General features: G+C 52.3%; 13 protein-coding genes. 11 read left to right on the top strand and 2 right to left on the bottom strand.

Going from position 1 to position 13,215, the window contains the following annotated elements; all coding sequences use genetic code 11:
• Positions 1–16: 16 nt before the first annotated feature.
• The 5 genes from A6U95_RS28785 to A6U95_RS28765 are packed head-to-tail and all read left to right on the top strand — an operon-like array spanning position 17 to position 5,312.
• The gene (locus A6U95_RS28785; protein WP_065686999.1) at positions 17–2,506 is read left to right on the top strand and encodes a fimbria/pilus outer membrane usher protein; all 2,490 of its coding nucleotides are present in this window, start codon (positions 17–19) and stop codon (positions 2,504–2,506) included.
• A 52-nt stretch (positions 2,507–2,558) separates the two neighbouring features.
• Entirely contained in the window at positions 2,559–3,266 is a 708-nt protein-coding gene (locus tag A6U95_RS28780) for a fimbria/pilus periplasmic chaperone (protein ID WP_065686998.1), read from the top strand.
• Between the two features lie 8 nt (positions 3,267–3,274).
• Entirely contained in the window at positions 3,275–3,808 is a 534-nt protein-coding gene (locus A6U95_RS28775) for a fimbrial protein (RefSeq protein WP_083196487.1), read from the top strand.
• Positions 3,809–3,845: 37 nt separating this feature from the next.
• A complete protein-coding gene (locus tag A6U95_RS28770; RefSeq protein WP_065686997.1) occupies positions 3,846–4,343 on the top strand; it encodes a fimbrial protein in 498 nt (165 codons plus the stop codon).
• A 15-nt stretch (positions 4,344–4,358) separates the two neighbouring features.
• Complete coding sequence (locus tag A6U95_RS28765; RefSeq protein WP_065686996.1) at positions 4,359–5,312, top strand: hypothetical protein; 954 nt, start codon at positions 4,359–4,361, stop codon at positions 5,310–5,312.
• A 411-nt stretch (positions 5,313–5,723) separates the two neighbouring features.
• On the opposite strand, the gene A6U95_RS28760 is transcribed toward A6U95_RS28765, so the two are convergent.
• Positions 5,724–6,200, bottom strand: a complete 477-nt coding sequence (locus A6U95_RS28760; RefSeq protein WP_065686995.1) for a hypothetical protein — start codon at positions 6,198–6,200, stop codon at positions 5,724–5,726.
• Positions 6,193–6,990, bottom strand: a complete 798-nt coding sequence (locus A6U95_RS28755) for a winged helix-turn-helix domain-containing protein (protein WP_065686994.1) — start codon at positions 6,988–6,990, stop codon at positions 6,193–6,195. Before A6U95_RS28755 ends, A6U95_RS28760 begins: the two co-directional genes overlap by 8 nt.
• Before the next feature lie 393 nt (positions 6,991–7,383).
• On the opposite strand from A6U95_RS28755, the gene A6U95_RS28750 reads away from it, so the two are divergent.
• The 6 genes from A6U95_RS28750 to A6U95_RS28725 all read left to right on the top strand — a co-directional run bounded on the left by A6U95_RS28750 (position 7,384) and on the right by A6U95_RS28725 (position 13,207).
• The gene (locus A6U95_RS28750; protein ID WP_065686993.1) at positions 7,384–8,055 is read left to right on the top strand and encodes a helix-turn-helix transcriptional regulator; all 672 of its coding nucleotides are present in this window, start codon (positions 7,384–7,386) and stop codon (positions 8,053–8,055) included.
• Positions 8,056–8,215: 160 nt separating this feature from the next.
• On the top strand, positions 8,216–8,755 hold the full coding sequence (locus A6U95_RS28745) for a fimbrial protein (protein WP_065686992.1): 540 nt from the start codon (positions 8,216–8,218) through the stop codon (positions 8,753–8,755).
• Between the two features lie 41 nt (positions 8,756–8,796).
• Positions 8,797–9,375, top strand: a complete 579-nt coding sequence (locus A6U95_RS28740; protein WP_237657444.1) for a fimbrial protein — start codon at positions 8,797–8,799, stop codon at positions 9,373–9,375.
• Between the two features lie 18 nt (positions 9,376–9,393).
• Positions 9,394–11,928, top strand: a complete 2,535-nt coding sequence (locus A6U95_RS28735) for an outer membrane usher protein (RefSeq protein WP_065686991.1) — start codon at positions 9,394–9,396, stop codon at positions 11,926–11,928.
• Positions 11,929–11,942: 14 nt separating this feature from the next.
• Positions 11,943–12,698, top strand: a complete 756-nt coding sequence (locus A6U95_RS28730; RefSeq protein WP_065686990.1) for a fimbria/pilus periplasmic chaperone — start codon at positions 11,943–11,945, stop codon at positions 12,696–12,698.
• A gap of 74 nt (positions 12,699–12,772) precedes the next feature.
• Entirely contained in the window at positions 12,773–13,207 is a 435-nt protein-coding gene (locus tag A6U95_RS28725; RefSeq protein ID WP_083196496.1) for a fimbrial protein, read from the top strand.
• Positions 13,208–13,215: the final 8 nt, after the last annotated feature.

Raw genomic sequence — 13,215 nt, 5'->3', positions numbered from 1 at the left:
ATAAGGATTATTCGCGATGAACCAAGGCTGGTTTGCGGTGGGCCGTATTGCTTTATTGGTATGCCTGAGCTTGGCGACAGAGCAGGCCGCGGCCGTTGAGTTTAATACAGATGTATTAGATACAGAGGATAAAGCGAATATCGATTTCTCCCGCTTTTCGCAGGTCGGCTACGTTTTGCCCGGCGTTTACCAGATGCGGATCACACTCAATGGCGATAGTTGGGGCAATGAGATTGGCATCCCTTTCTACCTGCCAGATGCTGAGCCTGGGGCCACGAAAGACACCGCTTTTCCTCAGGCCTGCTTACCACCGAACGTCGTGGAACACCTGGGTTTATTGCAATCTGCCCAAGAACAACTGACTTACTGGCATGACGGGGAATGCGTGGACTTCAGTGCGCTGAAGGGCACCTTATTGACCCCCAACGTTGGGGCCGGCACGCTCAATATCAATATGCCGCAGGCCTGGCTGGAGTATTCCGATGCTTCCTGGCTGCCGCCTTCCCGCTGGGATCACGGTCTATCCGGCATGATGCTGGACTACAACACCAACGTCACGACATCCCGCCAGCCTGGGCAAGGTCAGCAGCAAAGAGCTAGCATCAACGGCACCGTAGGGGCCAATTTAGATGCCTGGCGTTTGCGGGCGGATTATCAGGCAAATTATAACCGTTCGGCGGGAAGCCACAGCTCTACGGATAGCTCGTTCGAATTCAGCCGCGTCTATCTGTTCCGGCCCATTCCTCAGTGGCAGTCGACACTGACGATGGGCGAGAACTACGTCAACTCCCAACTGTTCGACTCTTGGCGTTATGCCGGGTTGGCTCTGGCGAGTGACGATCAAATGCTGCCACCCCGGCTGCGGGGCTATGCACCGGAGATTATTGGCGTTGCCAAGACGGATGCGTTAGTCACTGTGACCCAACAAGGGCGGGTGGTCTATGAAAGTACGGTGCCTGCCGGGCCGTTTCGTATTCAGAGTCTGGACAATACTATTCGCGGCACCCTGGATGTCAAAGTCACCGAACAGAGCGGGGAAGAGCGAACCTTCAGCGTGTCGACCGCCTCGGTACCTTATCTGACGCGCCCAGGGCAGATCCGCTATCAGGTGATGGCCGGTCGGCCTAGCAGCTGGCAGCACGATATAGAAGGCCCTACGTTTGCTTCAGGCGAGATGGCCTGGGGGATTTCCAACGCCTGGTCGGTATATGGTGGGGCCACGATGTCGCGCGAATATCAGGCGCTGGCGTTGGGGGCCGGGCGAGATCTGTTCCTGATGGGGGCGTTGGCGCTGGACGTAACGCAGTCGATGGCCAAATTCCAGAATGGCCAGGATCTCAGCGGTAAATCCTGGCGCCTGAGCTACTCAAAATATTTTGATGTGGCGCAGGCCGATGTGACCTTTGCCGGCTACCGCTTCTCCGAAAAAGATTACATGAGCATGCAGCAGTTTCTGGATACCCGCTATCACGGTGGCGATCGGGAACACCAGAAAGAACGCTATCAGATCAACGCCAACAAGCGCTTTGATGCCCTGTCGATCGGGCTGAACTACGAGCGCCAGACCTATTGGGATCGCGGTGACACGCGCCAGTACGGCGTGAATGTGGGCAGCAACTTTGATCTGCTCACGCTGGGGTTACGCACTATCTCACTAAATGCCACCGTGGCGCGCAGCCAGTACATGGGGCGTCAGGAAAACCTGGTCAGCCTGATGTTATCCCTGCCTTTAGGCAGCGGTTCGATCAGTGCTAACAGCACCTACAGCGGTAAGCGTTACGGGCATCGGCTGGGTTATTACGATCGAGTGGGGCTGGACAGTTACAGCGTGAATGCTGGTTTTGATTACGGTAACAATCAGCGGGATGGCGGTCAGTTCAGCGGTATGTATACCCATAACGGTGGGATAGGCTCCCTGAGCGCTAACGTTGCACTGGAGACGCGGGGCTACTCCTCATTGGGCTTTAGTGCCAATGGCGGGGTGACGGCAACCGGTAAGGGGGTGGCGATGCACTCCGGTGGCTATAACGGCAGGACCCGTTTGATGGTCGATACCGATGGTGTTAGCGGCGTGCCGGTGGATGGCGGCCGAGTGGTGACGAATTCGTTGGGCATTGGCGTATTGGCAAATGTGAATAGTTACTACCGCACCACCGCGCGGATCGACGTCAACAAGCTGGCTGATGACGTAGAGGCGACCCAGGGCGTGATGGAAATTGCCCTGACTGAAGGGGCGATTGGCTACCGTAAATTTGCAGTGGTTAAAGGGGCCAAGGCCTTTGCGGTCCTGCGGCTGGCCAACGGTGACTTCCCTCCGTTTGGTGCCAGCGTGAACGACCCCAAAGGAAGAGAAGTGGGGATCGTGGCGGACGGCGGCCTGGCCTGGTTAACCGGTATTTCGCCACAAGACCGGCTGTCGGTCGGCTGGGATGGGGAAATCCAGTGTTATGCCACGCTCCCACAGATCCTGGATCAGGACAGTTTACTACTGCCGTGTCGTAAATAGCCGACATGTCAGTGACCCGAAACACAAGTATGAGCATATTCAAATGAAAGTAATGAACAACGCGGTGCTGTGCGCCACCCTGCTGATGACCACTTCCTACACCGTGCAAGCGGCGATAGCGCTAGATCGCACCCGTGCGGTATTTAACGGCAGTGAGAAATCCATCAGCCTGAATATCAGCAATGAGAACAAAAACCTGCCGTATCTGGCCCAGACCTGGCTGGAAGATGAAAACCAACAGAAGTTGATGGCAGGAGCGTTGGTGGTGACGCCGCCGGTGCAACGTCTGGAGCCAGGAAACAAGGCGATGCTGCGCATAATGGCCACGCCAGCGGCCAGGCAACTACCCGCAGATCGTGAGTCGCTGTTCTATTTTAACCTACGTGAAGTGCCACCGCGCAGCGACAAACCCAACGTGTTGCAGGTGGCCTTACAGACCAAGATCAAGCTGTTTTACCGCCCGGCAGGGATCGTGGCAGCCCCTGGCAAAGTCTGGCAGGACCAACTGGTGCTGAATGCCGAGGGTAACGGCTACCGTATCGAGAACCCGACACCTTATTACATAACGGTGATTGGTGTGGGTGCCACGGAGCAACAGGCAGAAAACGGTGCTTTTGAGTCCGTAATGGTTGCACCGAAAAGCAGCACACAGGTGAAAAGTAGTCATTTCACCACCCCGCACCTGACCTATATCAACGACTACGGCGGCCGCCCTACGCTGACGTTCCGCTGTAACGGCAACCGCTGCGTTGCCAAGTAGAGGAAGAGATGAATAAACGTCGTATGTGGCCCTGGGCGATCGCGCTATCCGCATTGTTCTCCATCGGTGAGTGTGGGGCAGCAGGAAGCCTGGAGTTGAAGTTTAGCGGCACGCTGAACGAGAAGATTTGTTCATTTGAGCAAGGAGATCAGTCTCAGGAGGTCCCCCTCCAGCTGCAATCGATCAAATACTTCGAAAACTATGGCCGTACGGCGGTCAATCCCTTCCTGGTTAGCCTGACCAATTGTTCGGCCGCGACATTGGCCAAAATGGTGCAGCTGACGTTTAGCAGCACCAACATCCAGGTGGTAGAAGGGGAAACCCTGTTGGCCACCGAGGGGGATACCGATCTGGTGCTGGGGCTGACCGATGGTAACGGGCAAGCAATCAAGTTGGGGGAAGTCGTTCCTGCCGGGCAGATTGTCAGTATCGGTGATGGCTCGGTAAACCGGTTCCAGTTTGGCGTTTACGCGCGGGCGGTGGGGAAGGTAAAGGCAGGCAGCTATTCCTCGACCGTGATGATAGAGATGGCGTTCGAGTAAACGTCTAGCGGCCACCAGGCAAGAGGGAAGCAAGATAATGAAAACCTGTAAATGGAGTATTGGGCTGATGGCGCTGTTATGGAATGCCTTCGGCCACGCGGATGTGCTGGTTAACGTGTCGGCGATCATTATCAAGCCGGCCTGCGAGGTGACAGGCGATGGGCAGAATGGGGAGCTTGAGGTCCGTTTTGGTGAACTGCCGCTGGCGACCGTCAATACGGCTGAAGCGCAAAAAGACATTGCCCTTAAGTTCACCTGTGCGGATGGGATACCAAGCAACGGGAAGCTGAGAATGTATCTGCGGCCAAGCTCATTCGGGGCTTTGGGGAGCAATATTCTGGCCACCTCAATGGAGGGGCTGGGGATTGAAATGCGGGTGGCAACCCAAAAAGCGGACTTCAGCCAGTGGCTCCCAGTGGTGGTGACCCGTGCTGGGGAGATGACGTTAACGGCGAAGCTAGTGGCGGCCGATCTGCCTTCCCTGTCCGGCGGCGAGTTTACGGCCTCGGCCAATATGATGATGACTTATCCTTAAAGCAGGAGAACGGGTATGCGGTGGCATGGCGTTACCCATTTAACATGGGTATTGATGGGCCTGGCCGTTTGGTCAGGGGAGAGCTTGGCCTATAAGGTGGAATCGGAATACGGCGGTGCCTCTTTTGCTCTTAATGTCGCGGGCATGGCCAGCGTCGGCAAGATTGGTGAGTTCGTGATAGAGAGCTCCACGGTGAGCGGCAGGGTAAAGTGTAACTATTCCACTATACCTTCCGTCATGATGTACCATCGCTCTTTTATCGACCTCCCATGGGATGCGTCTATAGGCCGCTATCGGGTCAATAGAAATCTGTCGATGTCATACTCTTCAGGGGCTGTTCCCGACACGAGCTGGGATTCAGCCAGTAACGTGTCAGATTGGGTGTGCGGAGTTCGCGGTACCACGAATGTGTTCTCTACGGCGTTAACTAACGCGTTCCCGATTACGTTAACCTTTTACTTAGACAAGCGGCCGATCGATAACCTGATCACCGTTCCGGCTATGGTATTGGGGGGCTATGCGAGGGCATTTGAAAGTGCGACCCCTGCAGGCCGACCAGCGATTTACACCATCCCCTACAACCTGCAGGGAGGCACGATCATGGTTCCTGCCGTCTGTGAAGCGTCTTCGGGGAGTATACACATCGATCATGGCACGCTGGCTTCAGATGTGCCGTCGCATATTGCTACCCAGCAACTGACCTATACCTGCTCCACGCCGATCAAAGCCCATATCGAAATCTCTTATCAGGAGAACGCCAATGGATTGCTCGATCTTAAAGACAGCACCGGGGCGGTGAGGGCGCAGACCAGGTTGACGATTATGGATAATGAAACCAGGCAAAAAGGCAAAGAAATTGCCACCGAGATTAAACAGGTAAACTCCTATACGGTGAGTAGTGAACTGAGCAATATCACCGGCGAGGGAGCCATACAGGGTAGCGCCTGGATCATTGCCTTGATGGATTAATCTGCCTCTCACCTCACCCCCTTTCCCATCGGGAAAGGGGACTTAACGTGTTGCAAATTATCTCCTGCATCTGCCCACGGCTCTGTTCTCACTCACTCTCCCCAAAACCCGTGTTCATGGGGTATCCAGTCTTTTCCGAAGGTTAGGGTGAGGGGCAATTTACTGATACGACAGGGTAAAGCTCGCTTAGTACGAAGGCCAATTGACCACCTGCAAAACCACTCCCCAATAGCCGCCAAGCGGCCCTCAAATGAGAGCGTAATGCTGTTTTTATGGGTTATCCAATCGGGGGCGGCAGACGGCGCCCCTTTGTGGGCCTGGAGAGGGAATGTCGCAGTCTCAGTGCGTAAGCTCTGCTATCACGCGTGCGGAATGACTAATCGAATGCCCCTATCCACGTATTGCAAGCTTTTAGCTACGCGCACAGTAAAATGACGGCACCTGTCCGGTAGAAAAAACATACCCTTCTTTAGATGTGGGGTAAGCGGTGAAGTCGAACTTCAGCCCCGGTTCCAGGTAAAAAAGAGGGAGGTAACGGGCGAGAGCTTTGGCGTCGCTGTTGTCGGCCGGTGTGGTCACTGCCGAGATTGACTTAAGGTGATAAACTGTTTTTATCTGACTGAAATCAAAATAGTTTCTTCTGCTTACGCTAGTGGTCTTGTCGCCCTCCTTAAGGGTTCCCTTCAGACTGACGATGCCATTATTACCTTGGAAGATAAAGTTAACCATAAGGGCCAGCTCCGCATCATCTTTGTGAACCAGCAGCATGGCTTCGCAGTTAAAATGTGTTTGCTGATATTGGCTATAGAGGCGGTATGCCCCCAGCGCGAGCAACAGGAACAACAAAGAGAGTAGTGTAAATACGCCGAACAGTTGGGGCTTATTCATTATGCTGCCACTCCAGATAATATTCAGAAATACAGAGATTCTTTGTCCCTGAAGCAAATGGCCATTCGCAGCGAATTACTGAGGCACGTGGAACCAATGGGTTGGCGGTAAAGTAGACAACTTCCTGTTTTTGGCAGGTGAAGTTGTTTTGCGCAATAAATTGCATGTAGGACTGCAACGATGTCTGGCCGTTGTGGAGATAGACCGAACACTGCTCTATATTCCCTACGAAGTTAAAATTAGAGAAGAAATTCTTGTTCTCTGAGCTATTCCATGCAGCTGACAGCACAATACCGATACCAAAAGAGAGACTAAGCAATATTGCCCACACGTGGCGAGGCCGAGAGGATGCTTTTTTATCCACTTTGCTAGAGATTAGCGGTTGGTTTTCCTCCACAAGAGGTGTTTCTCCGGCAGAGGCTGTACTCATTTCCGGTATTATTCTTGCAACCGGAACCATTGAGGGAATGGTAAGGCCCTGGCGGGGCACTGTTTTTATCACTGCTTGCTCATAGCCGGCAAGCTTTAATCCTTTACGTAACATAAGGATGTTTTGGTAAAAGGTATTGTTAGACACCTCTAAGCCATTTTTTTGCCATCCGGCTTCAAACAGATCCCGCTGAGGAACCAGCTCACCTTGTTGGCTTAATAAAAGCTGAAGGCAGCGTGAGGCTGCGATAAATAGCGTGATTTTCTCACCGTTGACACGAGAGTAAAGCAAGTTTTCCTCAGGCCAGAACTCAACGTTGTCACCGATGAGATAATAATAACCGCTACAGTTACTAGTCATTTCGTTTACTTCCTTGTTCAAAATCACAAGCGTTATTAAAACAAAAAACAACGGATAGCATACAATTTATTAAATGAGATTTTTCTTGTTGGTTGTTAAAGCATCACCGTTGAGCTGCCAGGAACCAGGCTCTTCCTGGTCTTGCGTTATAAAACTTATCAAGATTTTTCTGATTAGTAAATTGATTAATGTCGATTAATGCTCAAATATACCGATCTAGGCATCTTCTTAAGGTTGGTTGATCTTAAGTGAAATTTTTTACAATTATATGATTTTATTGTGTTTTTTTATATTAATTAAATGAAGTTTACAGGTTGATATGAATTGATTATGGCATTTTGGAGTCGGTCGCTAACATGCATCCAACTTTTCAGCGATAGTGGCGGGAAGCAGATGTACGATAGTCGATATGGATTTGGCGATAAGTTTGGTAGCGTTATGGACGACGGGTACGGTGTGGGTGAATATGATTTCGACTATCACAGTGAAGATATAAGTGAGATTTCATTCCATATCTCCAGCAATAATAGCTACTTTTTACAAGGTATCAGATGTAGCTTGCTTAAGTTGCAGCAACAGCATAGTCATATTGCCTTTGAACATTCGATATCGGATGGTTCGGCACGTAGTGCATTGCTGATTAGCGAAATGATACGTGAAAAGAAAAGCCGAACGTTGATGGTAGTGATTGCCAGTACTGCGTTATTGAATATATTGTCGCTAAGCGTTGAGCAACGCTACAGAGACCGGGTTGTTTTTATTGCGACCAATGAGTGCTCTAATGCACTGCTGAAACAAATTGCCGATTCACCAAATACAACATGGGCAAAACGCGACAAGTTTATCCCTAAAGGGACCTTGGCTGCGTTAAGCAACAGAGAAAAACGGATTTGTTATTATCTTTTTCGCGGTTACACGCCAAAAATGATCGGTGCGATTTTAGGGATTAATATTAAAACGGTCAGCAGTCATCGCGTGTCCGTTATGAAGAAAATTGGTTGTGCCAATAAGATAGGGTTATATAAGACCTTGCGGGTCTATTACGGTACCAGTGTGGAAGGTTGACCGTTATAACCAACCTTGAGTACCGGAAGTATAAAAAATGAAGCGTATCCCTATTGGGTAATGGGCGGTCGCCTCATGTTTTTTGCAGTCCCCAGACCATGTTTGACATGGATGGTTAATTAGTCGTTTATATCAATCAATCTATAAAGGAATAGAAATAATGAAACTGAACAAATTCACAGTTGCCGCAATCGCTTTGGGTTTTGTTTCTGCTGCCAATGCTGCACAGGACGCGGGCCACGGCACAATCGAATTCTACGGTTCCATCATTGACGCACCTTGCTCTATCGCCCCAGGCGATGACAACCAGCGTATCCCAATGGGCCAGATCGCTAACGTGGCGTTGAAAGACGGTGGTAAATCTACCCCTGAAAACTTCTACATCCACCTGGAAAACTGTGATGCATCTACCCTTAAATCGGTAACCACCACCTTCACAGGCCCAACATCTGCGGGTAACGCCGATCTGCTGGGCATCACCGGTACTGCTCGTGGCGCTAGCCTGGCTATCACCGACGGTAGCGGCACGCTGATCAAACTGGGTCAACCAACTGCTCCACAGAGCATCCAGGATCAAACCAACATCCTGAACTTCTCTGCTTACCTGCAGGGCGACATGGGTGTTGACGGTAAAACTGCTGCAAAAATCGTCCCAGGCGACTTCAGCACCACCACTACCTTTACCCTGGCTTATCAGTAAGTTTTAACCGGTTAAACGGTCACACATGCGGGGAAACCCGCATGTTTATTCTTAAGGTCATGGTGTCGAAGGGAATTAACAGCGTGAACAAAATGGAATATATCGTGGCGAGTTGCCTGCTCTGCGCTCTGTTTAGCGTAACCGCAGCGGCGGATACGTTTTTGGGACGGGGCCGTGTCGTCATGGAAGGCAGTATTATTGAAACTGCCTGCGCCATTGAGATGAGCAGCCGTGAGCAAGTGATTGAGATGATCACCGTTCCTGCGTCACAGATTGCTCATGATGGGCAAGGTATCGCTAAACCTTTTGTCATTCGCTTAATTAACTGCACCTTGCCACGCTTCGATCCCACGATGCCCGATTGGCAGGCATTCCGCGTGACCTTTGATGGTTTGAAGGATGGCGCCTTGCTGGGTATTGAAGGCGAGGCCCAAGGCGTTGGGCTACAGATCAAAGACCAATCAGGCAACATCGCATTACCCGGCGTAGCTATGCCCCTGGCAGAGTTAAGCTCCGGAGATAAGCTGCTGCAATACACCATAAACCTGTTGCCGAATCACCAAATACTGCGAGCCGGTGAGTACCGTTCCACCGTGCGTTTCAAAATGGATTATTACTGATAAACGGAATTTTTATCGATGGCCAAACCTGTTGCGAATTCTACTTTCCGGCTGCGCGGATTGTGGGTCTGTATTGCTTTATCGCTGGGAAGCCCGGTTTATCTTACGCATGCCGCAGAGGATATCCAGTTCAATACCGATGTGTTGGATATTAAAGATCGGGAAAATCTCGATCTCAGTCATTTCTCCCGTGGCGGCTATATTATGCCAGGGACTTACACCATGGCGGTGTTTCTCAACCGGCAGCAAATAGCGGAGCGTTCAATCACCTTCGCGCCATCTAAAGCAGATCCTAAAAGCAGCGAACCTTGCCTGACGCCTGAATTGATAGAGCTGTTTGGCCTGAGAGACAGCGTGCTCAAGGACATTGTCTGGGAAGACGATGGGCAGTGTATCGATCTGCAAAGCATTCCAGGATTGACGGTTCAGGGCGACCTGGCGACTTCGTCCCTGCAGCTCAGCGTGCCACAAGCCTATCTTGAATACAGTTCTGAAAATTGGGATCCGCCTTCCCGTTGGGACAACGGCATTACCGGTGCGTTGTTTGACTATAACCTGAACTTCCTGACCACGCGCCAGCAGCACCAGGATCAGGCCTATAGCCTGAGTGGTAATGGGACCACTGGGGCCAACTTTGGCCCTTGGCGTCTTCGGGCGGATTGGCAGTTGCAGATGCGCAATCAGTCTGGCACCAACGGCGAAAATAGCCTGGATTGGAGCCGTTATTACGCCTATCGCGCCTTGCCCAAGCTGCTTGCCCGCCTGACGCTCGGAGAGAATTTTCTTAATTCAGATATTTTCGACAGCTTCCGTTTCACCGGCGTTACGCTCAATACCGATGACAACATGCTGCCACCTAACCTGCGCGGCTATGCCCCGGAAGTGAGTGGCGTTGCCAAAAGCAATGCCAAGGTGACTATTAGCCAGCAGGGACGGGTGTTGTATGAAACTCAGGTCGCGCCAGGCCCGTACCGCATTCAGGATTTGAATGATGCGGTTTCCGGCCAGCTGCAGGTTCGCGTCGAGGAACAGGATGGCAGCGTGCAGGAATTCGCCGTAAACACCGCCAGCATCCCCTATCTGACCCGTCCAGGTTCGTTGCGCTATAAACTCGCGGCTGGCCGGCCGACCGATTGGAAACATAACGTCACCGGGCCACTGTTCTCCACCGGCGAATTCTCCTGGGGGGTTAGCAACGGCTGGTCACTGTACGGTGGCGGCGTGGGGAGCGACGACTATAACGCGTTGGCGTTGGGGGTTGGCCGCGATCTGATGATGCTGGGCGCACTGTCGTTCGATGTCACCCAATCCCGGGCTAATTTGCCGCAGGAGAGCTCGTTGTTTGGTAACTCTTACCGCCTCAGTTATTCCAAACGTTTTGACGATTATGACAGCCAGGTGACGTTCGCTGGCTATCGCTTCTCCGAACGCAACTTTATGAACATGAGCGAATTTTTGGACGCACGGACTACCGGTTACCGCACCCAGAGCAGCAAGGAGATGTACACCGTTACGTTCAATAAGCAGTTTGTCGAGCTGGGCCTGAGCACTTTTATCAATTACAGCCACCAGACCTATTGGAATGACAGTGCCAACGATCATTACAACCTGTCGCTGGCGAGATACTTCGATCTGGGCAAGTTCAAGGATCTTAACCTCTCGTTGACCGCCTATCGCAACAAATTTAACGGCACCAACGACGACGGCATGTATCTGGCGATCACCATTCCCTGGGGCCACTCTGGTTCCATCAGTTACAGCGGGTCATGGGATCGCAATGAAAATACTCACCAGGTGGGCTATTTCGGCCGCGTGAATGATGCCGACTCCTATCAGATCAGTGCAGGTAGTGCCCGCCAAGGCGCGGTTGCCAGCGGTTACTACACCCACTTGGGCAACGACGCGCAGGTGAGTGCCAACGCGGGTTATCAAGCTGGACGCTCCAGTTCCATGGGCCTGTTGTTGCAAGGTGGGGTGACGGCGACCGGGGAGGGCGTGGCCATGCATCGGATTGGCATGCCTGGCGGAACGCGCATTTTATTGGATACCGATGGAGTCGCAGGCGTTCCTGTGCGTGGCTATGGTGCCACCACCTTATCCAACCGCTTTGGTAAAGCCGTGGTGTCCGATCTCAACAGCTACTACCGCAACCAGGTCAGCATCGATCTGAACGCGCTGGATGACAAGACCGAAGCGCTCAGCTCGGTGCAGCAAGCGACATTGACCGAAGGGGCGATTGGTTTACGGCGTTTTGAAGTGGTGGCCGGTGAAAAAGCGATGGCGGTGGTTCGTCTGGCCGATGGGTCATCACCGCCTTTCGGTGCCACGGTACAAAATAGCAAGAAACGGGACGTCGGCATTATCAACGATGACGGTAGCGTTTATCTGAGTGGTATTCAGCCCGGGGCCAAGATGACCACCCATTGGAATGGCATCACCCAGTGCGAAATAACGCTGCCAACGCATATCCCACAACATGGGACACAGAATTTACTGCTGCCTTGTCGGCCAATCGCCGCAGGGGAAAATCCGGAAACGGAAAACAGAAGCTGAACGGAAAAAGACTGATGAAATTAACGACCACACATTTATTAACCGCTGGCGCACTGCTGCTGGCCATCTTTACCTCGCAGGCCAATGCGGCGATTGCCCTGGATCGTACCCGGGTGATTTATAACGCTTCCAACAAGTCTGTCAGCATGAACGTCAGCAATGAAAACAAACACCTGCCTTATCTGGCCCAGGGGTGGATTGAGGATGAGCAGGGCAATAAGATCACCAGCCCGCTGATCGTTCTGCCTCCGGTGCAGCGTATTGAGTCTGGTGCCAAAAGCCAGGTGAAAGTGCAGGGGCTGCCTGCATTGCAGCAATTACCACAGGATCGTGAATCGCTGTTTTATTTCAACCTGCGTGAAATTCCACCGCGCAGCGACAAGCCGAACACGCTGCAAATTGCGTTGCAGACACGCATTAAACTGTTCTACCGCCCACAGGCGATTGAACCGACTAAGGAACAGATGAGTACGCCGTGGCAGGAAAAAATGACGTTGACGCGCCAAGGCGATCGCTATGTGGTCAACAACCCGACGCCGTATTACATCACCATCGTTGAGGCTAGCACCACTAAAGGTGGCCAGAGCGCCAAAGGGTTTGTGCCGTTGATGGTCCCCCCTAAATCCCATGCACCGCTAGGCGCCAGCGTCAGTGCTTTAGGTAGTGCGCCGGTGCTGACCTACGTGAATGACTTCGGTGGCCGCCCAGAACTTATTTTCCGCTGTGCGGGTGATACCTGTCAGGCAGAACCTGGCAAACGTAACTCATAGTCAACGCGCAACTGAGGTGAACTATGCCGTGGAAAACGTCGATGGGATTTGCAGGTTTAATACTGGTTTTGGGCATGTCATCAGCGGTTGCTGCGACGTCCAACCTGACTATCTCGGGCAATATTTTACTGCCGCCGCCCTGCGTGATTAACGGGGATCAAACCATCACGGTGGATTTTACCAACGAGGTGATGACGACCCGGGTTGATGGCATCAACTACCGCCAGCCGGTGCCTTACACGTTGGAATGCTCGGCAGGTAACACCAACGCGTTAAAAATGCAGATCCAGGGCATGGGTGCCGGTTTCGCCGGCGCTCTGCAAACCTCGAAGGGCGATCTGGGGATTGCCTTATCGAGTGACAGCCAGGTAATGCCAGTGAATAGCTGGCTGAATTTCACGTTGCCGGATCAGCCAAAGCTGTTTGCCACTTTAGTGAAGCGCCCAGGGAGCACCCTGACCGCTGGCTACTTTACGTCGGCAGCCACGATGGTGGTCGACTACCAGTGAAACGGGAG

It is taken from the genome of Serratia sp. 14-2641 (assembly GCF_001692375.1).
In the GTDB taxonomy this organism is placed as follows: domain Bacteria; phylum Pseudomonadota; class Gammaproteobacteria; order Enterobacterales; family Enterobacteriaceae; genus Chania; species Chania fonticola_C.
The sequence above is the reverse complement of the archived record's forward strand: the minus strand, read 5'-3'. Positions and strand labels throughout refer to the sequence as shown.